General features: G+C 51.7%; 24 protein-coding genes and 1 tRNA gene. 20 read left to right on the forward strand and 5 right to left on the reverse strand.

All coding sequences use genetic code 11. The features are described from left to right. Positions 1-76 (forward strand) — tRNA-Gly (locus tag OGX98_RS21790). Between the two features lie 269 nt (positions 77-345). On the opposite strand, the gene queG is transcribed toward OGX98_RS21790, so the two are convergent. Continuing rightward, positions 346-1,485: a tRNA epoxyqueuosine(34) reductase QueG gene (gene queG, locus OGX98_RS21795; protein WP_045438931.1), complete on the reverse strand. Its 1,140-nt coding sequence runs from the start codon at positions 1,483-1,485 to the stop codon at positions 346-348. On the opposite strand from queG, the gene nnr reads away from it, so the two are divergent. The 15 genes from nnr (at position 1,484) to OGX98_RS21870 (ending at position 19,145) form a co-directional block, all read left to right on the forward strand. After that, the gene (nnr, locus tag OGX98_RS21800; RefSeq protein WP_286595913.1) at positions 1,484-3,031 is read left to right on the forward strand and encodes a bifunctional ADP-dependent NAD(P)H-hydrate dehydratase/NAD(P)H-hydrate epimerase; all 1,548 of its coding nucleotides are present in this window, start codon (positions 1,484-1,486) and stop codon (positions 3,029-3,031) included. The two genes, queG and nnr, sit on opposite strands and share 2 nt — an antisense overlap. Continuing rightward, positions 3,003-3,464, forward strand: coding sequence for a tRNA (adenosine(37)-N6)-threonylcarbamoyltransferase complex ATPase subunit type 1 TsaE (gene tsaE, locus OGX98_RS21805; RefSeq protein ID WP_045438937.1), 462 nt, complete (start codon positions 3,003-3,005; stop codon positions 3,462-3,464). The genes nnr and tsaE overlap by 29 nt, the downstream gene beginning before the upstream one ends. A gap of 16 nt (positions 3,465-3,480) precedes the next feature. Beyond that, positions 3,481-4,809, forward strand: coding sequence for an N-acetylmuramoyl-L-alanine amidase AmiB (amiB, locus tag OGX98_RS21810; RefSeq protein WP_136345328.1), 1,329 nt, complete (start codon positions 3,481-3,483; stop codon positions 4,807-4,809). A 9-nt stretch (positions 4,810-4,818) separates the two neighbouring features. After that, on the forward strand, positions 4,819-6,681 hold the full coding sequence (mutL, locus tag OGX98_RS21815) for a DNA mismatch repair endonuclease MutL (RefSeq protein ID WP_286595914.1): 1,863 nt from the start codon (positions 4,819-4,821) through the stop codon (positions 6,679-6,681). Continuing rightward, positions 6,674-7,624, forward strand: a complete 951-nt coding sequence (gene miaA, locus OGX98_RS21820) for a tRNA (adenosine(37)-N6)-dimethylallyltransferase MiaA (protein ID WP_048222323.1) — start codon at positions 6,674-6,676, stop codon at positions 7,622-7,624. Before mutL ends, miaA begins: the two co-directional genes overlap by 8 nt. A gap of 84 nt (positions 7,625-7,708) precedes the next feature. Then, complete coding sequence (gene hfq / locus OGX98_RS21825) at positions 7,709-8,017, forward strand: RNA chaperone Hfq (protein WP_045438949.1); 309 nt, start codon at positions 7,709-7,711, stop codon at positions 8,015-8,017. Positions 8,018-8,090: 73 nt separating this feature from the next. Beyond that, the gene (hflX, locus tag OGX98_RS21830) at positions 8,091-9,371 is read left to right on the forward strand and encodes a ribosome rescue GTPase HflX (protein WP_045438953.1); all 1,281 of its coding nucleotides are present in this window, start codon (positions 8,091-8,093) and stop codon (positions 9,369-9,371) included. Positions 9,372-9,497: 126 nt separating this feature from the next. Continuing rightward, positions 9,498-10,751 (forward strand): FtsH protease activity modulator HflK, encoded by a 1,254-nt coding sequence (gene hflK, locus OGX98_RS21835; protein WP_048222322.1) that lies wholly within the window; start codon positions 9,498-9,500, stop codon positions 10,749-10,751. Between the two features lie 2 nt (positions 10,752-10,753). Then, on the forward strand, positions 10,754-11,758 hold the full coding sequence (gene hflC, locus OGX98_RS21840) for a protease modulator HflC (protein ID WP_045438957.1): 1,005 nt from the start codon (positions 10,754-10,756) through the stop codon (positions 11,756-11,758). 81 nt (positions 11,759-11,839) lie between these two features. After that, on the forward strand, positions 11,840-12,037 hold the full coding sequence (locus OGX98_RS21845; protein ID WP_003025602.1) for a DUF2065 domain-containing protein: 198 nt from the start codon (positions 11,840-11,842) through the stop codon (positions 12,035-12,037). A gap of 102 nt (positions 12,038-12,139) precedes the next feature. After that, on the forward strand, positions 12,140-13,438 hold the full coding sequence (purA, locus tag OGX98_RS21850) for an adenylosuccinate synthase (protein WP_045438961.1): 1,299 nt from the start codon (positions 12,140-12,142) through the stop codon (positions 13,436-13,438). Positions 13,439-13,670: 232 nt separating this feature from the next. Further along, entirely contained in the window at positions 13,671-14,096 is a 426-nt protein-coding gene (gene nsrR / locus OGX98_RS21855) for a nitric oxide-sensing transcriptional repressor NsrR (RefSeq protein ID WP_045438964.1), read from the forward strand. Between the two features lie 38 nt (positions 14,097-14,134). Then, positions 14,135-16,597, forward strand: coding sequence for a ribonuclease R (rnr, locus tag OGX98_RS21860; RefSeq protein WP_045438967.1), 2,463 nt, complete (start codon positions 14,135-14,137; stop codon positions 16,595-16,597). 72 nt (positions 16,598-16,669) lie between these two features. Next, on the forward strand, positions 16,670-17,401 hold the full coding sequence (gene rlmB, locus OGX98_RS21865) for a 23S rRNA (guanosine(2251)-2'-O)-methyltransferase RlmB (RefSeq protein ID WP_045438969.1): 732 nt from the start codon (positions 16,670-16,672) through the stop codon (positions 17,399-17,401). Positions 17,402-17,522: 121 nt separating this feature from the next. Next, positions 17,523-19,145 (forward strand): isovaleryl-CoA dehydrogenase, encoded by a 1,623-nt coding sequence (locus OGX98_RS21870; RefSeq protein ID WP_286595915.1) that lies wholly within the window; start codon positions 17,523-17,525, stop codon positions 19,143-19,145. 92 nt (positions 19,146-19,237) lie between these two features. On the opposite strand, the gene yjfN is transcribed toward OGX98_RS21870, so the two are convergent. Beyond that, positions 19,238-19,513: a DUF1471 family protease activator YjfN gene (yjfN, locus tag OGX98_RS21875; protein ID WP_136345327.1), complete on the reverse strand. Its 276-nt coding sequence runs from the start codon at positions 19,511-19,513 to the stop codon at positions 19,238-19,240. 147 nt (positions 19,514-19,660) lie between these two features. After that, complete coding sequence (gene bsmA, locus OGX98_RS21880) at positions 19,661-19,990, reverse strand: biofilm peroxide resistance protein BsmA (RefSeq protein ID WP_071828881.1); 330 nt, start codon at positions 19,988-19,990, stop codon at positions 19,661-19,663. A 181-nt stretch (positions 19,991-20,171) separates the two neighbouring features. Here bsmA and yjfP point away from each other — a divergent pair, with 181 nt between their 5' ends. Then, positions 20,172-20,921: an esterase gene (gene yjfP, locus OGX98_RS21885; protein WP_286595916.1), complete on the forward strand. Its 750-nt coding sequence runs from the start codon at positions 20,172-20,174 to the stop codon at positions 20,919-20,921. Here yjfP and ulaR read toward each other — a convergent pair. Further along, entirely contained in the window at positions 20,918-21,673 is a 756-nt protein-coding gene (gene ulaR / locus OGX98_RS21890; RefSeq protein ID WP_045438991.1) for an HTH-type transcriptional regulator UlaR, read from the reverse strand. The genes yjfP and ulaR overlap by 4 nt on opposite strands. A gap of 105 nt (positions 21,674-21,778) precedes the next feature. Then, positions 21,779-22,843, reverse strand: coding sequence for an L-ascorbate 6-phosphate lactonase (gene ulaG / locus OGX98_RS21895; RefSeq protein ID WP_200012443.1), 1,065 nt, complete (start codon positions 22,841-22,843; stop codon positions 21,779-21,781). Positions 22,844-23,206: 363 nt separating this feature from the next. Here ulaG and ulaA point away from each other — a divergent pair, with 363 nt between their 5' ends. From ulaA to ulaC, 3 genes are read left to right on the forward strand one after another with little or no spacing between them, the layout of a single operon-like run. Beyond that, a complete protein-coding gene (gene ulaA, locus OGX98_RS21900; RefSeq protein ID WP_045438997.1) occupies positions 23,207-24,604 on the forward strand; it encodes a PTS ascorbate transporter subunit IIC in 1,398 nt (465 codons plus the stop codon). A 15-nt stretch (positions 24,605-24,619) separates the two neighbouring features. Continuing rightward, the gene (ulaB, locus tag OGX98_RS21905) at positions 24,620-24,925 is read left to right on the forward strand and encodes a PTS ascorbate transporter subunit IIB (protein WP_045439008.1); all 306 of its coding nucleotides are present in this window, start codon (positions 24,620-24,622) and stop codon (positions 24,923-24,925) included. Positions 24,926-24,934: 9 nt separating this feature from the next. Further along, complete coding sequence (gene ulaC, locus OGX98_RS21910; protein ID WP_045439010.1) at positions 24,935-25,402, forward strand: PTS ascorbate transporter subunit IIA; 468 nt, start codon at positions 24,935-24,937, stop codon at positions 25,400-25,402. Positions 25,403-25,415: the final 13 nt, after the last annotated feature.

Raw genomic sequence — 25,415 nt, forward strand, 5'->3', positions numbered from 1 at the left:
GCGGGAATAGCTCAGTTGGTAGAGCACGACCTTGCCAAGGTCGGGGTCGCGAGTTCGAGTCTCGTTTCCCGCTCCAAATTCTTATCTCAATAAACATATCCACAACGAATTATCGCGTTGGGGCTGTTTTCTTTTGTCTTTGACATACTCTTGTAAACAGACTTATCCACAGGTTCGGATATTATTCCTGGAATGCAAAAAACTTAGCCGGGTGAATAGTATCTTTGTAATTAATTGAATACGTTGAATTAATTATCATTTCAAACTGTTAATGCGATCACTTGACGATTTTTTCCCTCTTGAATATCAATGTGTTTTTATTTTTATACACAAGCTGTGGATGACTTAAGCGTCACGTGGCAAGCCTTTTTCAATGACCCTGACCAGGCGCTGCTTCTTCGGCAGTTGCACTTCAACCACGCAGGCATTTCGCTTCTCAATTTGCTGCGCAATCGCCCATTCTATGTGCTCATCGAGAAGTGGGTGCTCACCTCGGCGATTTTCCAGCGCATTGATAACAGCCCCATCCCAGGGGGCATTACCCAGCGCGACGGCGATATTTCGTAGCCAGCGCAAGTGACCAATACGACGAATGGCAGAACCTTCTGTGACTTTTAAAAACCACGCTTCGCTCCAGCTAAACAGTTCAATTAACTCTGGGGCGTGGAGTTGTTTGCGTGGGCTAAAGTCGTCTTCTACGGTTAACTGCGAATAGCGATTCCAGGGACAAATGAGCTGGCAGTCATCGCAGCCATAGATCCTATTTCCCAGCAGTGGGCGAAATTCTTGCGGAATTGCACCCTCCAGCTCAATGGTGAGATAAGAAATGCAGCGGCGGGCATCTACGGTGTACGGCTCAACGATCGCACCAGTCGGGCAGATGGTCATGCAGGCGACACACTTCCCACATCCTTCTTCTGCTGGCAGATCCACTGGCAAAGGTAAATCAACCAGTAACTCACCCAGAAAGAAAAATGAACCGGCTTCACGGTTAAGGATAAGTGAGTGCTTACCTGTCCATCCAAGCCCGGCTTTTTCCGCCAGTGGACGCTCAAGAATAGGCGCAGAATCAACAAAAGGTCTAAAATTCAGCGAAACACAGTGTTGCTGAATCATCTCTCCCAGTTTTTTTAAGCGGTTACGCAGTAGTTTATGGTAGTCACGCCCCAGTGCGTATCGACTGACGTAGCCCAGGGTCGGATTCTTTAAGGTGCTGGCAAAGGCCGCGTTGGCAGGGAGATAGTTCATTCGTACGCTAATGACGCGTAAAGTCCCGGGCAATAACTCCTGGGGACGAGCACGCATCATGCCGTGACGGGCCATCCAGTCCATCTCGCCGTGATAGTGTTTATCCAGCCATGCCTGCAGTTTGGGTTCGGCTTCGCTAAGGTTGGTATCGGCAATACCGACCTGCTGAAAGCCAAGTTCCAGCCCCCACTGCTTAATATTTTGCGCTAACTGATTGAGATCGAGGGGCTCTGACATGACGGACCATACAATGAAGAAAAACCCCGCAAGTATACCACACTCCATCTGGCACGCCGATGACATCAAGAGAGCGGAACGTGAGGCTGCAGACAGTCTTGGGCTGACTCTTTATGAACTGATGCTACGAGCGGGAGAGGCAACATTTAAGGTTACCTGCGACGCGTACCCGGACTTCCGGCACTGGCTGGTGCTCTGTGGCCACGGAAATAATGGTGGGGATGGCTATGTGGTCGCAAGGCTTGCCAAAGCGGTGGGTATTAACGTCACATTACTGGCGCAGGAGAGTGACAAGCCTCTCCCTGAAGAGGCGCAGCAGGCGCGTGACGCCTGGCTGAATGCAGGGGGCGTTATCCATGCTCCAGATATTATCTGGCCGGAAAAGGTGGATGTCATTATTGATGGGCTGCTCGGTACCGGCTTACAACATGCACCGCGCGCCCCTCTGGCTGCATTGATCGAATTGGCTAATTCGCACCCTGCTCCCGTGGTGGCGATAGATATTCCGTCCGGTCTGCTGGCGCAGACAGGAGCGACGCCAGGTGCGGTGATGAGTGCCGCGCATACCGTCACTTTTATTGCGTTAAAACCGGGACTGTTAACCGGTAAAGCGCGTGATGTCACTGGGCATCTTCATTTTAATGCTCTTGGGCTGGAGACCTGGCTTGCAGGGCAGGAAGTGCCTGTTCAGCGTTTTGATGCTTCGCAACTTGCCCACTGGTTAACGCCGCGCCGACCGACATCGCATAAAGGCTCCCATGGGCGACTAGTGATTATTGGTGGCGACCATGGCACTGCTGGTGCAATACGTATGGCCGGTGAAGCCGCACTTCGCGCAGGTGCCGGGCTGGTTAAAGTTCTGACCCGCAGCGAAAACATTGCGCCAATCCTGACTGCCCGTCCGGAGTTGATGGTGGATACGCTAACGCCGCATGCGCTGGAGGAAAATCTGGAATGGGCGGATGTGGTGGTCATTGGTCCTGGGCTTGGGCAGCAGGAGTGGGGCAAAAAAGCGCTGCAAAAAGTGGAGAATTTTCGTAAACCAATGCTCTGGGACGCTGATGCGCTTAACCTGCTGGCAATCAACCCCGATAAACGTCACAATCGCGTGATCACGCCGCATCCAGGTGAGGCCGCGCGACTACTGGGCTGTTCCATAGCAGAAATTGAAGACGATCGCTTACTTTCTGCACAACGTCTGGTAAAACGGTACGGAGGTGTAGTGGTGCTGAAAGGTGCGGGTACGGTTGTGGCCTCCGAACAAAATGCGTTGGGTATTATTGATGCCGGCAATGCAGGAATGGCCAGCGGCGGTATGGGCGATGTGCTCTCCGGTATTATTGGTGCATTGCTCGGACAGAAGCTTACCCCGTATGATGCAGCGTGTGCAGGATGTGTCGCGCACGGTGCGGCGGCGGATGTGCTGGCAGCGCGTTTTGGAACTCGCGGCATGCTGGCGACAGATCTCTTTACCACGCTACAGCGTATTGTTAACCCTGATGTGATTGACGTTTATCATGATGAATCGAGTAATTCCGCTACCTGATGAACAGGCGACTTTAGACCTGGGACTGCGGGTAGCCAACGCCTGTGACGGCGCAACTGTTATTTATTTGTACGGCGATCTGGGTGCGGGTAAAACCACCTTTAGCCGGGGATTCCTGCAGGCGTTGGGTCACAAAGGCAATGTAAAAAGCCCCACCTACACACTGGTTGAACCCTATTCACTCGATAACCTGATGGTGTATCACTTCGATCTGTATCGACTTGCGGACCCGGAAGAATTGGAGTTTATGGGGATCCGAGATTATTTTGCCAATGATGCAATTTGCCTGGTGGAATGGCCGCAACAAGGTAAAGGTGTGCTTCCTGACCCGGACGTCGAAATACACATTGAGTACCAGGCGCAAGGTCGGGAGGCGCGCGTAAGTGCCGTCTCCTCATCGGGTGATTTATTGCTGGCGCGTTTAGCCGATTAATCTTAAGGGTGGCGGGATGATTTATCGCATCAGAAACTGGCTGATGGCAACCCTGGTCCTGCTGTGCGCGCAGGCAGGAGCCGCCAGCCTCTCGGATCTTCAGGTTTCCAACGGTGACCAACAGGCGCGGATCACGTTAAGTTTTATTGGCGATCCTGAATACAGCGTATCGCAGGACGGGAAACGAACTGTCGCGCTGGATATCAAACAATCCGGTGTGATTCAGGGATTACCGCTGCTGTTTAGTGGCAATAATCTGGTGAAGGCGATCCGCTCCGGCACGCCGAATGACGCGCAGTCTCTGCGGCTGGTCGTCGATTTAACCGAAAACGGGAAAGCTGAAGCCGTGAAACGGCAAAACGGTGGTAACTATACTGTCGTGTTTACGATCAAAGCCGATGCTCCACCGCCTCCACCTCCACCAGTGGTCGTGAAGCGTGTTGAAGCGCCGGTTGTTGCCCCGCGTTCGGTTGAGCCTGCACGCAATCCGTTTAAAACGGAAAGCAATCGTACAACTGCCGTGACCAACAGCAATACGGTCACGCGACCTGCCGCCCGGGCGACCAACAACAATGGCGATAAAGTCGTTATCGCTATCGATGCAGGACACGGTGGGCAAGATCCCGGCGCTATCGGGCCTGGCGGTACGCGGGAGAAAAACGTCACTATCGCGGTTGCGCGTAAGCTGCGTAGCTTGCTGAATGACGACCCGATGTTTAAAGGCGTGCTTACCCGTGATGGCGATTACTTCATTTCGGTGATGGGGCGTTCTGACGTCGCTCGTAAACAAAATGCCAATTTCCTGGTCTCTATTCATGCGGATGCTGCACCAAACCGGGATGCCACCGGCGCTTCCGTGTGGGTACTGTCAAACCGTCGTGCCAACAGTGAAATGGCCGGCTGGCTGGAACAGCATGAGAAGCAATCTGAGCTGTTGGGTGGTGCGGGGGATGTGCTGGCAAACAGTCAGTCCGATCCGTACTTAAGCCAGGCGGTGCTGGACCTGCAGTTCGGTCATTCACAGCGTGTAGGGTATGATGTGGCGACCAGTATGATCGGCCAGTTAGAGCGTATTGGTTCGATGCACAAACGTCGACCAGAGCACGCCAGCCTTGGCGTATTACGCTCGCCTGATATCCCGTCAGTACTGGTTGAAACCGGTTTTATCAGTAACAACAGTGAAGAGCGCCTGCTGGCGAGCGATGATTATCAGCAGCAACTGGCAGAGGCGATTTATAAAGGGTTGCGTAACTACTTCCTGGCGCACCCTATGCAAACGGGGCCGCAGGGCGCACCGTCACAAACAGCCAGCGCTGTATCGCCGGGTGATACGTTAACAAATTAAGGATTAGCCATGCCGATTCAGGTTCTACCGCCACAGCTGGCGAACCAGATTGCCGCAGGTGAGGTGGTAGAACGGCCTGCGTCGGTAGTAAAAGAACTGGTGGAAAACAGCCTTGATGCGGGTGCTACACGTATTGATATTGATATCGAACGCGGTGGTGCAAAGCTTATCCGCATTCGTGACAATGGCTGTGGTATCAAAAAAGACGAGCTGGCGCTGGCGCTGGCTCGCCATGCCACCAGTAAAATAGCCTCACTTGACGATCTCGAGGCTATCGTTAGTCTCGGGTTTCGCGGGGAGGCGCTGGCAAGTATCAGCTCTGTCTCACGTTTAACCCTGACGTCCCGTACACAAGAACAACCCGAAGCCTGGCAGGCGTATGCTGAAGGGCGCGATATGGACGTGACGGTTAAACCTGCTGCGCATCCGGTGGGTACTACGCTGGAAGTGCTGGATTTGTTCTACAACACGCCAGCGCGGCGCAAGTTCATGCGCACCGAGAAAACCGAGTTTAATCATATTGACGAAATCATCCGACGCATTGCGCTGGCGCGTTTTGACGTGACGATAAATTTGTCGCACAACGGTAAAATAATGCGCCAGTACCGCGCGGTGACAGCCGATGGGCAAAAAGAGCGTCGACTGGGCGCTATTTGTGGCACGCCATTTCTGGAGCAGGCGCTGGCTATTGAGTGGCAGCATGGCGATTTGACGTTGCGGGGCTGGGTAGCTGACCCGAATCACACCACTGCGGCATTGGCAGAAATTCAGTACTGCTACGTGAATGGTCGTATGATGCGTGACCGGCTGATTAACCACGCTATCCGCCAGGCCTGCGAAGACAAGTTAGGGGCCGATCAACAACCCGCATTTGTCTTGTATCTGGAAATTGATCCGCATCAGGTGGATGTAAATGTGCATCCTGCCAAACATGAAGTCCGCTTCCATCAGTCCCGCCTGGTGCATGATTTTATCTATCAGGGGGTGCTGAGCGTACTGCAACAACAGCTTGAAACATCGCTTCCGTTGGAGGGTGATGAAGATCCTCTACCAAGGCATATCCCGGAAAACCGGGTTGCGGCGGGACGTAATCACTTTGCAGAACCTGCGCCAGCACGTGAACCTACTACGCCGCGTTATTCCGTATCGGCAGGGAGTGGTGGCAGTCGCCAGGCATCTGCCAGTTGGCCGCATGCTCTGCCTGGGTATCAAAAGCAACAGGGTGAAGTTTACCAACAACTACTTCAGACACCTGCTCCGGTTCCAACGCACAAATCCGCTGTACCCAACGTGGCAGAGTCTTCTCTTGCCGGACACAGCCAAAGTTTTGGCCGAGTCCTGACAATCGTCGGTGCAGACTGCGCGTTACTCGAATGCGACGGACATATCCGGCTGTTGGCGCTACCGGTAGCTGAACGTTGGTTGCGTCAGGCGCAGTTGACGCCGGGACAGGGACCTGTTTGTGCTCAGCCATTGCTGATCCCGTTGCGTTTGAAAGTGACCGCAGATGAAAAGGCGGCTTTGCAAAAAGCGCAAAGCCAGTTGGCGGATTTGGGCATTGAATTTCAGTTGGATGCGCAGCATGTGACCATCCGAGCAGTGCCTTTACCCTTACGCCAACAAAATTTACAAATCTTGATTCCTGAACTGATAGGCTACCTGGCGCAGCAGTCCGTATTCGAACATGGCAACATTGCACAGTGGATTGCGCGTAACCTGATGAGTGAACATCCGCAGTGGAGCATGGCTCAGGCTATTACGCTGTTGGCGGATGTTGAGCGGCTCTGTCCGCAGCTTGTGAAGGCGCCGCCGGGTGGTCTGTTACAACCTGTTGATTTACATTCGGTAATGAACGCCCTGAAACATGAGTGATATCAGTAAGGCGAGCCTGCCAAAGGCAATTTTTTTAATGGGGCCAACGGCCTCTGGTAAAACGGCATTAGCAATTGAATTGCGTAAAGTTTTGCCTGTAGAGTTGATAAGCGTTGATTCCGCCCTTATTTACAAGGGGATGGATATCGGTACCGCCAAGCCCGATGCTGAAGAGCTAAAGGCTGCACCGCACCGATTGCTGGATATTCGCGATCCGGCACAGGCGTATTCTGCTGCGGATTTTCGTCGAGATGCGCTAGCCGAGATGGCTGATATTACTGCAGCGGGGCGTATCCCGCTGTTAGTAGGCGGCACAATGTTATATTTCAAAGCCTTGCTTGAGGGGTTGTCGCCGTTACCGTCGGCGGATCCGGAGGTCAGGGCCAGAATTGAACAGCAGGCGGCAGAGCTTGGGTGGGACGCGTTACATCGGCAGCTTCAGGAGATTGATCCTGTTGCCGCAGCGCGGATTCATCCAAATGATCCGCAAAGACTTTCCCGGGCACTGGAAGTTTTTTTCATTTCGGGTAAAACTTTAACGGAGCTGACGCAAACGTCAGGAGATGCTTTGCCGTATCAGGTGCATCAGTTTGCTATCGCCCCGGCGAGCCGTGAACTGCTCCATCAGCGAATTGAGCAGCGTTTTCATCAGATGTTAGCTTCAGGTTTTGAAGCAGAAGTCCGGGCGCTTTTTGCCCGAGGAGATTTGCATACGGATTTGCCTTCCATTCGTTGTGTTGGGTATCGCCAGATGTGGTCATACATTGAAGGTGAAATCTCATATGATGAAATGGTTTATAGAGGTGTTTGCGCCACGAGGCAGTTGGCGAAGCGGCAGGTAACCTGGTTGCGTGGTTGGGATGGGGTGCACTGGCTTGACAGTGAAAAGCCTGACCAGGCGCGAAACGAAGTATTACAGGTTGTTGGTGCTATCGCGAACTGAATGTGTACAATTGAAACGTATCGTGCGCAATTTTTCAGAATCGAAAGGTTCAAAGTACAAATAAGCATATAAGGAAAAGAGAGAATGGCTAAGGGGCAATCTTTACAAGATCCGTTCCTGAACGCACTGCGTCGGGAACGTGTTCCAGTTTCTATTTATTTGGTGAATGGTATTAAGCTGCAAGGTCAAATCGAGTCTTTTGATCAGTTCGTGATCCTGTTGAAAAACACGGTCAGCCAGATGGTTTATAAGCACGCGATTTCTACTGTTGTCCCGTCTCGCCCGGTTTCTCATCACAGCAATAACGCCACCGGCGGCACCAGCAGTAACTACCATCACGGTAGCAACGCGCAGGGTTCATCTGCGCAACAGGACAGCGAAGAAACCGAATAAGGTTTTGGCTGTTTTACACACGGGGAGCCAGAGATCCTGCGTTCCCCGTTGATATATATTAAGGGGTTGACGCTTGTTTGACCGTTATGATGCCGGTGAGCAGGCGGTACTGGTACACATCTATTTTTCGCAAGACAAAGATATGGAAGATCTCCAGGAGTTTGAATCTCTGGTTTCTTCCGCCGGTGTCGAAGCAATGCAGGTGATTACCGGGAGCCGTAAAGCACCGCACCCGAAGTTTTTTGTTGGTGAAGGTAAGGCAATCGAAATTGCGGAAGCCGTGAAAGCGACAGGCGCTGCGGTGGTGATTTTTGATCATGCTCTAAGCCCTGCCCAGGAACGTAACCTGGAACAGTTATGCCAGTGTCTTGTCATCGACAGGACTGGCCTCATTTTAGATATTTTTGCCCAGCGTGCACGTACCCATGAGGGTAAGTTGCAAGTTGAACTGGCGCAGTTGCGTCATATGGCTACACGCCTGGTCCGTGGCTGGACTCACCTTGAAAGGCAAAAGGGCGGTATTGGTTTGCGTGGTCCGGGTGAAACCCAGCTCGAAACCGACCGTCGTTTGCTGCGTAATCGCATTTTGCAGATACAGTCGCGCCTGGAAAAAGTTGAAAAGCAACGTGAGCAGGGGCGGCAGTCGCGCAAGAAAGCGGATGTCCCAACCGTATCACTGGTGGGATATACCAACGCCGGAAAATCCACCTTGTTCAACCAGATAACCGAAGCCCGGGTCTACGCAGCAGATCAACTGTTTGCGACCCTGGATCCTACACTACGTCGTATAGACGTAGCGGATGTCGGTGAAACTGTGCTGGCGGATACCGTCGGGTTTATACGTCATTTGCCGCACGACCTGGTGGCGGCGTTTAAAGCCACCTTGCAGGAGACGCGTCAGGCGACATTGCTGCTGCACGTTATTGATGCGGCAGATTTCCGTGTGCAGGAAAATATTCAGGCTGTGGATACGGTTCTCGAAGAGATCGACGCGCACGAGATCCCGACCCTGCTGGTGATGAATAAAATCGATATGCTGGATGATTTTGAACCGCGTATCGACAGAGATGAAGAGAATAAACCAATCCGCGTTTGGGTTTCTGCGCAAACTGGCATTGGTATACCACAACTTTTTCAGGCTTTGACAGAGCGGCTTTCCGGTGAGGTTGCGCAGCATACGTTGCGTTTACCGCCGCAGGAAGGGCGTCTGAGAAGCCGGTTTTACCAACTTCAGGCAATAGAAAAAGAGTGGATGGAGGAGGATGGCAGCGTAGGTCTGCAAGTTCGTATGCCGATCGTTGACTGGCGTCGCCTCTGTAAACAAGAACCGACCCTGGCAGATTACATCGTCTGACCGGGAGGAAATGCCTGGGGATTTTTTGCCCAATACTCATCGAATTTTGGGTTGCAGGAAGGCGGTAACGCTCCTGTAGTGCAAAAAACGGGGTATATCACCGCATAACAAATATGGAGCACAAACATGGCGTGGAATCAGCCCGGTAATAACGGACAAGACCGCGACCCCTGGGGAAGCAGCAAACCTGGCGGCAACCCTGAGGGAAATGGAAACAAAGGTGGTCGTGAGCAGGGACCTCCCGATCTTGATGATATCTTCCGCAAACTGAGTAAAAAACTCGGTGGTCTGGGTGGCGGTAAAGGTACAGGTTCTGGTGGCGGTAGTTCATCGCAAGGCCCGCGTCCACAACTGGGAGGACGGGTCTTTACTATCGCAGCAGCGGCAATTGTCATTATCTGGGCAGCCAGCGGTTTCTATACCATTAAAGAAGCGGAGCGCGGCGTGGTGACACGCTTCGGTAAATTCAGCCATCTGGTTGAGCCGGGTCTGAACTGGAAACCGACATTTATCGACGAAGTTACTCCGGTAAACGTCGAAGCTGTGCGTGAGCTTGCTGCATCCGGCGTGATGCTGACATCTGACGAAAACGTCGTGCGCGTTGAAATGAACGTGCAGTACCGTGTTACCGATCCGCAGCGTTACCTGTTTAGCGTAACCAGTGCTGATGACAGTCTGCGCCAGGCTACCGACAGCGCCTTGCGTGGGGTTATCGGCAAATACACCATGGATCGTATTCTGACCGAAGGGCGTACTGTTATTCGTAGCGACACCCAGCGTGAACTGGAAGAGACCATTCGTCCATACAACATGGGTATTACTCTGCTGGACGTCAACTTCCAGGCTGCACGTCCGCCGGAAGAGGTGAAAGCCGCGTTTGACGATGCCATCGCAGCACGTGAAAACGAGCAGCAATACATCCGTGAAGCTGAAGCGTACACCAACGAAGTTCAGCCACGCGCAAATGGTCAGGCGCAGCGTATTCTTGAAGAAGCGCGTGCATATAAAACGCGAACCATCCTGGAAGCACAGGGTGAAGTGGCTCGCTTTGCAAAAATTCTGCCGGAATATAAAGCCGCACCGCAAATTACTCGCGAGCGTCTGTATATTGAAACCATGGAAAAAGTGCTGAGCCATACCCGCAAAGTTCTGGTTAACGATAAGGGCGGCAATCTGATGGTTCTGCCGTTAGATCAGATGCTTAAAGGCGGAAATGCTCCAGCAGCAAAATCTGACAGCAGCTCAAACCTGTTGCGTCTGCCACCGGCATCAACCTCCAGTACTGGAGCAAGCAGCACTTCGTCCACCAGTCAGGGTGATATTATGGACCAACGCCGCGCGAACGCGCAGCGTAACGACTACCAGCGTCAGGGGGAATAACGATGCGTAAGTCAGTTATTGCGATTATTATCATCGTTCTGGTAGTTCTGTTCATGTCTGTCTTTGTCGTCAAAGAAGGCGAGCGTGGTATTACGCTGCGCTTTGGTAAAGTTCTGCGCGACGATGACAACAAGCCGCTGGTTTTTGCACCGGGTTTGCACTTTAAGATCCCGTTTATTGAATCAGTGAAAATGCTTGATGCGCGTATTCAGACCATGGACAACCAGGCCGATCGCTTTGTTACCAAAGAGAAGAAAGACCTGATCGTTGACTCCTACATTAAATGGCGTATCAGCGATTTTAGCCGTTACTACCTGGCAACGGGCGGTGGTGATGTTTCTCAGGCAGAAGTTCTGTTGAAACGTAAGTTCTCTGACCGTCTGCGTTCTGAAATCGGTCGTCTGGATGTAAAAGACATCGTTACCGATTCTCGAGGTCGTCTGACCCTGGAAGTCCGTGACGCGCTGAACTCCGGATCTGCTGGCACGGAAGATGAAGTAGCGACCCCTGCGGCGGATAGTGCAATTGCCGAAGCAGCTGAACGTGTTCAGGCTGAAACGAACGGTAAAGTACCGGTCATCAACCCGAACAGTATGGCGGCGTTGGGTATCGAAGTGGTCGACGTGCGTATCAAGCAAATCAACCTGCCGGCCGAAGTGTCCGAGGCTATCTACAACCGTATGCGCGCTGAGCGTGAAGCGGTAGCGCGTCGCCATCGTTCACAAGGTCAGGAAGAAGCGGAAAAACTGCGCGCAACAGCGGACTATGAAGTTACTAAAACGCTGGCAGAATCTGAGCGCCAGGGCCGTATTATGCGTGGTGAAGGTGATGCGGAGGCCGCTAAACTGTTTGCCGACGCATTTAGTCAGGATCCTGACTTCTACGCCTTCATCCGTAGCCTGCGTGCTTACGAGAAGAGCTTCGAAGGTAATCAGGACGTGATGATTATGAGTCCGGACAGCGATTTCTTCCGTTACATGAAGACACCGAATTCCGCGACACGCTAAAATAGCCCAGCGGTTTTAGACCAGTAAAACCACCGGCGTCCTCAGGGATGCGGTGGTTTTCTTTTTATATAAGGACAGCGGATGAACTCAACAATTTTGCTGGCGCTCGCGCTGGTTTTGGTGCTGGAAGGTCTTGGTCCGATGCTGTATCCCAGTGCCTGGAAGAAAATGATCTCTGCGATGGCACAACTGCCGGAAAATATTTTACGTCGTTTTGGCGGCGGTCTTGTGGTTGCGGGCGTTGTGGTCTACTACATGTTGAGGAAAACGATTGGCTGATTAATAAGTAGACTAATTTACGAATTTTTGGATGCAAAAAGTGCTGTATATCTGAAAAAGCGGTGGTAGAATCCATTTTTAAGCAAACGGTGATTTTGAAAAATGGGTAACAACGTCGTCGTACTGGGCACCCAATGGGGTGACGAAGGTAAAGGGAAGATCGTCGATCTTCTGACTGAACGGGCTAAATATGTTGTGCGCTACCAGGGTGGTCACAACGCAGGCCATACTCTCGTAATCAACGGTGAAAAAACCGTCCTCCATCTTATTCCATCAGGTATTCTTCGCGAGAATGTCATCAGCATCATCGGTAACGGTGTTGTGCTGTCTCCGTCCGCGCTGATGAAAGAGATGAAAGGACTGGAAGATCGTGGTATCCCTGTCCGTGAGCGCCTGCTGCTGTCTGAAGCTTGTCCTCTGATCCTTGATTATCATGTCGCGTTGGATAACGCACGTGAGAAAGCGCGTGGCGCGAAAGCGATCGGCACCACCGGTCGTGGCATCGGTCCGGCTTATGAAGACAAAGTAGCTCGTCGCGGTCTGCGCGTTGGCGATCTGTTTGATAAAGCAACCTTCGCTGAAAAACTGAAAGAAGTGATGGAATATCACAACTTCCAGCTGGTGAATTTCTATAAAGTTGAAGCAGTTGACTACCAAAAAGTGCTGGATGATGTGATGGCGATTGCCGACATCCTGACCTCTATGGTTGTTGATGTTTCCGATCTGCTGGACCAGGCGCGTAAACGTGGCGATTTTGTCATGTTCGAAGGTGCGCAGGGTACACTGCTGGATATCGACCATGGTACCTATCCGTACGTAACCTCCTCCAACACCACTGCTGGTGGCGTGGCAACTGGCTCCGGCCTGGGCCCACGTTATGTGGACTACGTGCTGGGTATCATTAAAGCCTACTCTACTCGTGTAGGTGCAGGTCCGTTCCCGACTGAACTGTTTGATGATGTCGGCGAGTTCCTGTGCAAGCAGGGTAACGAATATGGCGCGACCACGGGTCGTCGTCGTCGTACCGGCTGGCTGGACTCCGTTGCTGTGCGTCGCGCAGTACAGATTAACTCCCTGTCTGGCTTCTGCCTGACCAAACTGGACGTACTGGACGGTTTGAAAGAGGTGAAAATCTGTGTGGCGTACCGTATGCCGGATGGTCGTGAAGTCACGACTACCCCGCTGGCAGCAGACGACTGGAAAGGTATCGAGCCGATTTACGAAACCATGCCTGGCTGGTCTGAATCTACCTTTGGTGTAAAAGAACGTAGTGGTCTGCCGCAGGCTGCTCTGAACTACATCAAGCGTATTGAAGAACTGACCGGTGTACCAATTGATATTATCTCAACTGGTCCAGACCGTACTGAAACTATGATCCTGCGCGACCCGTTCGACGCATAATTATGGTTGTTGCATAGCGCCTGTGGCGCTATGCTTGTCGGGCCTACAGTGAGTGGGCATTTGTAGGCCGGATAAGGCGTTTTACGCTGGTATCCGGCTTAAAATCTTGTAAGTTCCTCGCTTTTTTCCTTCCCGAACTGAAATAAATTAGCGACCTGGCTGGTGGCTGGTTTATCATCAATATAATTAATACTACCAGGCTTATCCGTTTTCCCTTTTTCCTGAGGTTGATGTGCAGTTAACAAGTTTCACCGATTACGGATTACGTGCGCTAATCTACATGGCGTCGCTTCCCGAAGGACGTATGACCAGTATTTCTGAGGTGACAGAAGTCTACGGCGTGTCCCGTAATCATATGGTCAAAATAATCAATCAACTTAGCCGGGCGGGCTTCGTTACTGCTATTCGAGGAAAAAACGGCGGTATCCGCCTGGGCAAACCAGCTAAGGCTATTGGTATTGGCGATGTGGTTCGCGAGCTGGAACCTTTATCGCTGGTCAACTGTAGCAGCGAGTTTTGCCACATAACCCCTGCCTGTCGACTCAAACAGGCGCTTTCTAAAGCAGTGCAAAGTTTTCTGACGGAACTGGACAACTACACACTTGCCGATTTGGTTGAAAATAATCAACCGCTTTATAAATTATTGCTGGTGGAGTGACGAAAATCTTCATCAGAGATGACAACGGAGGAACCGAGATGTCACATGATCCTTTCCAGGAACGCGAAGCTGAAAAATACGCGAACCCTATCCCGAGCCGGGAATTTATCCTCGAACATTTAACCAAACGTGAAAAACCGGCCAACCGCGATGAGCTGGCTGTTGAACTCAACATTGAAGGTGAAGAGCAGTTAGAAGCGCTACGTCGCCGTCTGCGCGCTATGGAGCGTGATGGGCAACTGGTCTTCACTCGCCGTCAGTGCTATGCGCTGCCGGAACGTCTTGACCTGCTGAAAGGTACCGTTATTGGCCACCGTGATGGCTACGGCTTTCTGCGCGTTGAAGGACGTAAAGACGACCTGTACCTTTCCAGCGAACAGATGAAAACCTGCATCCATGGCGATCAGGTTCTGGCACAGCCGCTGGGCGCGGATCGTAAAGGCCGTCGCGAGGCACGTATTGTGCGCATACTGGTGCCAAAAACCAGCCAGATTGTCGGTCGCTACTTCACCGACGCCGGCGTAGGGTTTGTGGTACCAGATGATAGCCGCCTGAGCTTCGATATCCTTATCCCACCTGAAGAGGTAATGGGCGCCCGCATGGGATTTGTGGTAGTGGTTGAACTTACCCAGCGCCCAACCCGACGCACCAAAGCGGTAGGTAAAATTGTTGAAGTGTTGGGCGATAACATGGGCACTAGCATGGCCGTTGATATGGCTTTGCGTACTCATGAAATCCCTTATATCTGGCCGCAGGCGGTAGAGAAGCAGGTCGCCGGGCTTAAAGAAGAAGTACCGGAAGAGGCCAAAATTGGCCGCGTTGACCTGCGTGATTTACCGCTGGTGACAATTGACGGTGAAGATGCGCGTGACTTCGATGATGCCGTTTATTGTGAGAAGAAACGCGGTGGCGGCTGGCGTTTATGGGTGGCTATCGCTGACGTAAGCTATTATGTTCGACCACCAACACCGCTGGACCAGGAAGCTCGCAATCGTGGTACGTCCGTCTACTTCCCGTCGCAGGTCGTACCGATGCTGCCGGAAGTGCTTTCCAATGGCTTGTGTTCGCTGAACCCGCAGGTGGATCGTCTGTGCATGGTGTGCGAAATGACCATTTCGTCGAAAGGTCGTTTAACCGGCTTTAAATTCTACGAAGCGGTAATGAGCTCCCATGCTCGTTTGACCTATACCAAAGTCTGGCACATGCTGCAGGGCGATCAGGAGCTGCGTGAGCAATACGCGCCGCTGGTTAAACACATTGAAGAGCTGCACAATCTGTACAAAGTGCTGGATAAAGCCCGTGAAGAACGTGGCGGTATCTCGTTTGAAAGTGAAGAAGCCAAATTTATCTTCAACGCTGAACGCCGCATTGAACGTATTGAACAGACCCAGCGTAATGACGCGCACAAACTGATTGAAGAGTGCATGATTATGGCTAACATCTCAGCGGCACGATTCGTTGAGAAAGCCAAAGAGCCTGCACTGTTCCGTATCCACGACAAGCCGACCACTGAAGCAATCACCTCCTTCCGTTCCGTACTGGCAGAGCTGGGACTGGAACTGCCTGGTGGTAACAAACCAGAGCCACGCGATTATGCCGAGTTGCTGGAATCAATTGCCGACAGACCTGACGCGGAAATGCTGCAAACTATGCTGCTGCGTTCAATGAAGCAGGCGATTTACGATCCAGAAAACCGCGGACACTTTGGTCTGGCGCTGCAGTCTTATGCACACTTTACCTCACCGATTCGTCGCTATCCGGATCTGTCTTTGCACCGTGCAATTAAGTATTTGCTGGCACAGGAGCAGGGCCACAAAGGTAACACCACGGAAACGGGGGGCTACCATTATTCGATGGAAGAGATGTTGCAACTGGGCCAGCACTGTTCCATGGCGGAGCGCCGCGCTGACGAAGCTACGCGGGACGTTTCTGACTGGCTGAAGTGCGACTTTATGCTGGATCAGGTCGGTAATGTCTTTAAAGGCGTGATTGCCAGCGTGACCGGTTTTGGTTTCTTTGTTCGTCTTGATGAGCTGTTTATTGACGGTCTGGTGCATGTCTCCTCACTGGATAATGACTATTACCGCTTTGATCAGGTTGGACAACGCCTGACGGGGGAATCCAGCGGTCAGATGTATCGCCTGGGCGATCGTGTGGAAGTTCGTGTGGAAGCCGTCAACATGGACGAGCGTAAAATCGACTTTAGCCTGATCTCCAGTGAACGCGCACCGCGTAATGAGGGTAAAACCGCGCGCGAAAAAGCGAAAAAAGGTGATGCAGGTAAAAACACCGGCAGACGTCGTCAGATGGGCAAAAAGGTGAATTTCGAGCCGGATAGTGCTTTCCGTGGCGAGAAGAAAGGCAGAGCTAAACCTCAGGCGGATAAAAAAGCGACTGAGAAAAAAGGCGACAAAAAAGCGAAAAAGCCATCGGCGAAAACGCTTAAAATCGCTGCTGCCACCAAAGCTAAACGCGCGGCGAAAAAGAAAGTCGCGGAATAACGGCCATAAACCGTAAGCCGGGTGAGCTAAGTACTGCCCGGCATTACACATAAACTATTAACGAGTACATTCATGAGTGAAATGATTTACGGCATCCATGCGGTGCAGGCTCTGCTGGAGCGTGCGCCTGAGCGCTTTCAGGACGTCTTTATTCTCAAAGGTCGTGAAGATAAACGCCTGCTGCCGCTGATCCATGCTCTGGAAGCGCAGGGCGTTGTCATCCAGTTGGCTAACCGCCAGTTTCTGGATGAGAAAAGTGAGGGTGCGGTACATCAGGGAATTATTGCCCGCGTGAAGCCGGGCCGCCAGTATCAGGAAAACGATCTGCCGGATCTGATCGCCTCTCTCGATCAGCCGTTTTTTTTGATCCTGGATGGCGTTACCGATCCGCATAACCTGGGCGCTTGCTTGCGAAGCGCAGACGCGGCTGGTGTGCATGCTGTTATCGTCCCGAAAGATCGTTCTGCGCAGTTGAATGCGACGGCGAAAAAAGTCGCCTGTGGCGCGGCAGAAAGCGTGCCACTGATCCGTGTGACCAACCTGGCGCGCACGATGCGTATGCTGCAGGAAGAGAACATCTGGATTGTTGGGACGGCAGGTGAAGCTGACCACACTCTGTATCAGAGCAAAATGACTGGCCGCCTGGCGCTGGTCATGGGAGCTGAAGGTGAAGGTATGCGTCGTCTGACTCGTGAACACTGTGATGAGCTGATCAGTATTCCGATGGCTGGTAGCGTCTCATCGTTGAACGTCTCCGTTGCAACGGGGATCTGCCTGTTTGAGGCCGTTCGTCAGCGCGGGTAACTGAGCTCTCCATTTCCATCAAGCCATCCTCCGGGATGGCTTTTTTGTGACCGCTATCCCAGGCACCCTCTTCTGTGAGTGACCATACTTATGGTCACTGCCATTGACGGAGGGAAACACAATGCACTGGCAAACGCATACCGTTTTTAACCAACCTGTACCGCTCAATAACAGCAATTTATACCTGTCCGATGGTGCACTGTGTGAAGCGGTGAATCGTGAGGGGGCTGGCTGGGACAGCGATCTTCTTGCCAGTATTGGCCAGCAATTAGGAACGGCGGAATCGCTCGAACTGGGACGGTTGGCCAACGCTTATCCGCCAGAACTATTGCGATACGATCCGCAGGGGCAGCGACTGGATGACGTGCGTTTTCATCCCGCCTGGCATTTACTGATGCAGGGGCTGTGTGCCAACCGGGTACATAATCTTGCCTGGGAAGAAGATGCAAGACAGGGGACATTTGTTGCCCGGGCCGCACGTTTTATGCTGCATGCGCAGGTGGAGGCTGGCACGTTATGCCCTGTTACCATGACGTTTGCCGCCACGCCGCTGTTACTTGATATGTTACCCCCACAATTTCATGACTGGTTCACACCGCTATGCAGCGATCGTTATGATTCACATCTGCTGCCCGGCGGGCAAAAGCGCGGTCTACTGATTGGCATGGGAATGACGGAGAAACAGGGGGGATCAGATGTGCTGAGCAATACCACTCAGGCAGACCGCCTTGAGGATGGCACGTATCGGCTAGTTGGGCATAAATGGTTTTTCTCCGTACCGCAAAGCGATGCTCATCTGGTGCTGGCACAGGCTAAAGGAGGGTTGTCCTGCTTCTTTGTCCCGCGATTTTTACCTGATGGGCGGCGTAACGCTATCCGTCTTGAACGGCTGAAGGATAAGTTAGGCAACCGCTCTAACGCCAGTTGCGAAGTTGAATTTCAGGATGCGATTGGCTGGCTACTGGGCGAGGAGGGGGAAGGCGTTCGTCATATCCTGAAAATGGGTGGTATGACACGTTTTGACTGTGCGCTTGGTAGCCACAGTATGATGCGGCGCGCCTTTTCCGTGGCAATTTATCATGCGCATCAGCGGCAGGTATTTGGCAAACCACTGATTGAGCAGCCGATGATGCGACAGGTATTGAGCCGGATGGCTCTCCAGTTGGAAGGCCAAACAGCGTTGCTGTTTCGGCTGGCGCGAGCCTGGGATCGTCGCAACGATGTGAAAGAAGCTCTGTGGGCCAGATTATTTACGCCAGCGGCAAAGTTCGCCATCTGTAAAAGCGGTATGCCATTCGTTGCAGAGGCCATGGAAGTGCTTGGTGGCACGGGGTATTGTGAGGAGAGTGAACTGCCGCGTTTGTACCGCGAGATGCCGGTAAACAGTATCTGGGAAGGATCCGGGAACATTATGTGCCTCGATGTATTGCGAGTGTTAACGAAACAACCGGGTATGTACGATATGCTCAGTGAAGCTTTTGCTGAAGTAAAAGGGCAAGACCGACATTACGACAGAATGGTACGTCAGCTACAACAGCACTTACGTAAACCCAGTGAGGAGCTGGGACGGGAGATTACGCAGCAGCTTTTCCTGCTCGGCTGTGGGGCGCAGATGTTGCGCTATGCATCTCCGCCAGTGGCGCAGGCCTGGTGTCAGATGATGTTGGATACGCGTGGTGGTCGGCGTTTGTCTGAACAGGTGCAGAATGACTTGTTATTACGGGCTACGGGTGGCTTGTGTTAATGACTTGCCTGGCGGCTGTGCAGGAGGATCTTATCAGGCCTACACTCTTACTTTCGATGTAGGCAGATAAGTGAGCGACACCTGGCAGTATGCTATGCATAGAGTATGGCCTGTACACGCCAGTTATCAGGCTGTTGTTCTTCATACATTTGAATGATCCGATACCATGAGGCACCTTGTTCATCCGCTTTTAACGCCACAACGCGTTCCACATCCTGTGGATTTCCTGCAATGTTGCTGACAGAGATCAGTCCTATTTCGTTCAGACCCGTGACACAGTCAGCACTGGCGAACTCGGCAGGCTGTGCCGTGGTATCCACCAGTCCGGCAGAAAGCAGCAGTGAGGATAAGGCAAGTGATTGTTTCATCGTCAGCTCCATTATTCGTACCCCTACACGTGGCAGGGCATTCCATCGCGATAATAAACCTCAAGCTCCCTGCTGTTGGTTTATTGTGCACAGGTAAACGCATAGGGGCGCAAAGCAATGTAAAGCTGACTAAATTTCAATCCCGTGTTATTTACGATATAAAATGGCTTGTGAATACCATTGGCCCGTTACCACGGTTTCATCAACCAGTAATACAACGTAATAATCAGCTTTAGCCGCGGCAGCTTTGGCACGAATCTCTGCCAGCGCATCATCTGGAGAGCCTCTCACCAGCGCATTGACTGTCCCCATTCGCTGTAACCCCTGGCTCTGGTCACGGCGGATTTCTTGCGGATGGTCTGCGACAGGTGGCGCGGGTTGTGGCGTCCCCTGTAGCACGCTACAGGCGCTTAAAAACATAACCAGCATCAAAGAGGCAAACCGACGCATAACTCTATCTCGTTTCCTGATAGCCATAGTGTAGTGCCTTATTAATTTCCCTTTAGGGGAATGTTCCCGAAATGTTATCTCTCGCGCGATTTTCGAATGAAAATGTTGCGAAAGCGTAACCTAGTTCTCAACATTATGAATCATTGCCGAACACATTCACTTGCGTTAAGTATTTCTCCATGGCATACCGGAAAGAAAGAGGCGACAAATGATAGAAATTGAAACACGGCAACTGGCTGGTATTCCTGTCCTGCACGCATTTCCTGCTGGTCAACACGACCTTACACTTCCCTGCATTATCTTTTATCACGGGTTCACTTCTTCCAGCCTGGTTTACAGCTATTTTGCCGTCGCTCTGGCACAGGCCGGGTTCCGGGTTGTTATGCCCGAAGCACCCGATCATGGTGCGCGGTTCAGTGGTGATACGCAGGGTAGAATGTACCGCTTCTGGCAGATTTTGCAGCAAAACATGCAGGAATTTACGGCGTTACGTGCGGCGCTGGTGGCAGAGAATTGGATATTAGATGAACGTCTTGCTATCGCGGGCGCCTCAATGGGTGGTATGACGGCACTGGGTATTATGGCGCGACATCCCGAGGTTAAATGTGCAGCCAGCCTGATGGGTTCGGGCTATTTTACCCACCTTGCCCATACGCTTTTTCCACCTTTATTCGTGCAGACGCCAGAGCAGCAGACGGAGTTCGATACGATAATAGCTCCGCTCGCTGAGTGGGATGTGACACATCAGTTGGACCGACTGGCCGACAGACCGCTTTTATTGTGGCATGGACAGGATGACGATGTGGTCCCGGCCGTTGAAACCTTCCGCTTACAACAGGCGTTGATTCAGGCAGGTCTGGATAAAAATCTGACCTGCCTGTGGGAAGCTGGCGTGCGCCACCGTATCACGCCAGAAGCGCTGGCAGCGACGGTATCATTTTTCCGCCAACATCTCTAAACGCGCAAAATGTTTACACCCTGCGCTTCGAGCTGTTGCAAGATCTCAGGGTTCGCATTTTTACCGGTAATCAGCATATCGATTTGATCGGCACGGCTGAATAACATACCTGCACGTTCACCCACTTTACTGCTATCGACCAGTACTACCAGTTTGCCGACTACGCTAAGCATCTTCTGTTCTGCCATCGCGGTCAGCATGTCAGTTTTATACAGCCCGTCAGCGGTAAGTCCTTTGCCGCTGGTAAACATCCAGTGCCCGGCGTACAGGCTATTCTCGCTGCCCTGCGGGCTAAGTGTGATGGACTGGCTCTTGTTATATTGCCCGCCCATGATGATTACGCTCTCATGCTCCTGGTCGATCAGATAATTTGCCAGCGGCAGATAATTAGTAATGATCTGCACCGGCTTGCCACACATTTCCCGCCCAAGCAGGAATGCAGTGGATCCACAGTTGATCACCACGCTTTCGCCTGGATTGATCAGTTGTGACGCTGCCTTGGCTATGCGTACCTTCTCGTCATGATTCTGTGCCTGGTGCAGATTCATCGGCGTCCAGCGTGGCCGCTGTTGAGTAATGGCTTCTGCGCCGTTACGAACTTTTTTAAGCTTGCCGTTTTCGTCAAGTTTGTTGATATCCCGACGTGCCGTAGCGGGTGAGATTCCTAAGCGTTCTACGACATTTTCAACGGTCACAAAGCCCAGCTGTGCCAGCATATCGAGTAGAATTTGATGTCTTTGTGCTTCAGTCATGAGCTATTCCGATACAAAATGATTTTTTAAGATGATATTTGAAATAGCCTGAAAATACTAAAGTAAATATTGAAAAATGCCGGGAAAAACCCGGCATCATAGCGATTAGAGGAAGGATTTAAACGGCAGATCCGGCTCGATTGTAAAACAGTCGTCAAAACCGCGTGGATAGTGATATTCAAAGTTATCTTTATCCAGCGGCCAGGTGAACTTGCCGCCAACCTGCCAGATAAACGGCTTGAAGCCATACTTCAACCGATCTTTTTTCATCTCCCACAGAACACGGATCTCTTGCGGATCGGCCTGGAAGTTTGACCAGATATCATGGTGGAACGGGATCACCACTTTGGTATTTAACGCTTCCGCCATACGCAGCATGTCGGAGCTGGTCATCTTGTCGGTAATGCCGCGCGGGTTTTCGCCATAGGAACCCAGTGCCACATCTATCTGATGTTCATTGCCGTGTTTTGCGTAGTAGTTGGAGTAGTGGGAGTCTCCGCTGTGATACAGCGTACCGCCCGGCGTTTTGAACAGGTAGTTAACGGCACGCATATCCATGCCGTCTGGAAGGACGCCGGCCGCTTTTTGATCGACTGGCAGTGTGATCAGCGCTGTGCGGTCAAATGCATCAAGAGCATGAATTTCAATGTCTTTTATTTTAACAACGTCACCCGGTTTCACTACGATGCAGCGTTCTTTTGGCACACCCCAGCCGATCCACAGATCCACGCAGGTTTGCGGCCCGATAAATGGTACATCGTCGGCACAGTTCTGCATGACGGCCGCAGCAACGTTAACGTCAATGTGATCGTTATGATCGTGAGTGGCCAGTACTGCGTCGATCTGGCGAATAGCGAAAGGATCGAGCACAAATGGCGTGGTGCGCAGGTTTGGCTGCAATTTCTTTACTCCGGCCATACGCTGCATCTGATGCCCGGTTTTCATCAGCGGATTACCGTGGCTCTGCTTACCTGTCCCGCACCAAAAATCGACACAGACATTAGCCCCACCTTCTGATTTCAGCCAGATCCCGGTACAACCTAGCCACCACATGGCAAAGGTGCCTGGTGCAACCTGCTCCTGTTCGATCTCTTCATTCAGCCAGCTTCCCCACTCCGGGAACGTGCTCAGGATCCATGATTCACGCGTAATGCTTTTTACTTTACTCATCGCATTTACCTTCATGTTTGTTCAGATTGAATCAAAGTGTGATTTGTTTTGATTAATCCTGACACTATTTTTTCACGTTGGCAATGACTTGTTTTTCGCGACCAGCATCTCTGACAGAGTGTAATTACGAGGGAATTACGCGAGGTTTTATTTGGGGTATTTTATTATTTATTTGATTTTATTGCACTTAATCGTGATTTGAGCTGATGGTGATTAATCCTTTCCTGATCTGTAGGAATTATTTGCGTGGTGCGTCACATTTAATCAAATTCAATCTTGTTGTGATTACTTTTGAAAATTAGAGTGAGGGTACAACATTCGGGTATCAACAAAACCCGGCAACTTCGTTTACTGGAGATCGTTATGGAGATCCTCTACAACATCTTTACCGTCTTTTTTAATCAGGTAATGACCAATGCTCCGCTGCTGTTGGGTATTGTGACCTGTCTTGGCTACATCCTGCTGCGTAAGAGCGTCAGCGTGATTATCAAAGGCACGATCAAAACAATCATCGGTTTTATGTTGTTGCAGGCGGGGTCCGGCATCCTGACCAGCACCTTTAAACCAGTGGTGGCGAAGATGTCTGAGGTTTATGGCATCAACGGCGCGATTTCAGATACCTACGCCTCAATGATGGCGACCATTGAACGTATGGGCGATGCCTATAGTTGGGTAGGCTACGCCGTGTTATTGGCGCTGGCGCTGAACATTTGTTACGTCCTGCTGCGGCGTATTACCGGTATCCGCACTATCATGTTGACCGGCCACATCATGTTCCAGCAAGCGGGGCTGATTGCGGTCTCTTTCTACATCTTCGGTTACCCGATGTGGACCACCATTATCTGTACCGCGGTGCTGGTGTCGCTCTACTGGGGCATTACCTCCAACATGATGTACAAGCCGACCCAGGAAGTCACAGACGGTTGCGGCTTCTCCATTGGTCACCAGCAGCAATTCGCTTCGTGGATGGCTTACAAACTCGCACCATATCTGGGTAAAAAAGAAGAGAGCGTCGAAGATCTTAAGTTGCCTGGCTGGCTGAATATCTTCCATGACAACATCGTTTCTACAGCCATTGTGATGACCATTTTCTTTGGAGCGATCCTGCTTTCCTTCGGTATTGATGTTGTCCAGGCGATGGCGGGTAAAACCCACTGGACTATCTATATCCTGCAAACTGGTTTCTCGTTCGCGGTCGCGATCTTCATCATCACCCAGGGCGTACGTATGTTCGTTGCTGAACTTTCAGAAGCGTTCAATGGTATTTCTCAACGCCTTATTCCCGGCGCAGTACTGGCGATTGACTGTGCGGCGATTTATAGCTTTGCACCAAATGCGGTGGTCTGGGGTTTTATGTGGGGCACCATCGGCCAGTTGATCGCCGTCGGTATCCTGGTGGGTTTCGGCTCATCCATTCTGATAATCCCTGGCTTTATCCCAATGTTCTTCTCTAACGCCACTATTGGTGTGTTTGCTAACCACTTTGGCGGCTGGCGTGCGGCGCTCAAAATTTGTCTTGTGATGGGGATGATCGAAATCTTTGGCTGCGTCTGGGCGGTGAAACTCACCGGCATGAGCGCCTGGATGGGGATGGCGGATTGGTCGATTCTGGCTCCACCGATGATGCAGGGCTTTGCCTCACTCGGACTGATTTTTATGGCCGTCATGATTCTGATTTCACTGGCTTATATGTTTTTCGCAGGGCGCACATTGCGCGCTGAGGAAGATGCAGAAAAACAACTGGCAGGGCAATCTGCCTAATAAGGAGTTCCGATTATGACCGTACGTATTCTGGCTGTGTGTGGCAATGGGCAAGGCAGTTCCATGATCATGAAAATGAAAGTGGATCAGTTTTTAACCCAGTCAAATATTGACCATACGGTGAACAGTTGCGCGGTGGGCGAATACAAAAGCGAGCTGAGCGGCGCAGATATCATCATCGCCTCTACCCATATCGCCGGTGAAATCACTGTTTCCGGCAACAAATATGTCGTTGGCGTACGCAATATGCTATCGCCAGCCGATTTTGGTCCAAAGCTGCTGGAAGTGATCAAAGAACATTTTCCGCAGGATGTGAAGTAAGGACGCCATATGAAATTACGTGATTCATTAGCGGACAATAACGCCATCCTTTTGCAGGCTGATGCCAGCACCTGGCAGGAAGCCGTAAAGCTGGGCGTCGATCTGCTGGTTAAGGCCGATGTTGTCGAACCGCGTTACTACCAGGCGATTCTCGACGGCGTAGAGCAGTTTGGCCCGTATTTTGTGATAGCACCTGGTCTGGCTATGCCTCATGGCCGCCCGGAGGAAGGTGTGAAGAAAACCGGGTTTGCCCTGGTTACGCTGAAAACACCGCTGGTGTTTAACCACGAAGATAACGACCCGGTTGATATTCTGATCACCATGGCGGCAGTGGATGCCAACACGCATCAGGAGGTTGGCATCATGCAGATTGTTAATCTGTTTGAAGATGAAGCTAATTTTGATCGTTTACGTGCCTGCCGCACCGCGCAGGAAGTACTGGATTTAATTGATAACGCCACTGCGGCGGCTGCTTAAAAGGAACACTAAA

The organism is Citrobacter sp. Cm046 (assembly GCF_030333065.1).
In the GTDB taxonomy this organism is placed as follows: domain Bacteria; phylum Pseudomonadota; class Gammaproteobacteria; order Enterobacterales; family Enterobacteriaceae; genus Citrobacter; species Citrobacter murliniae.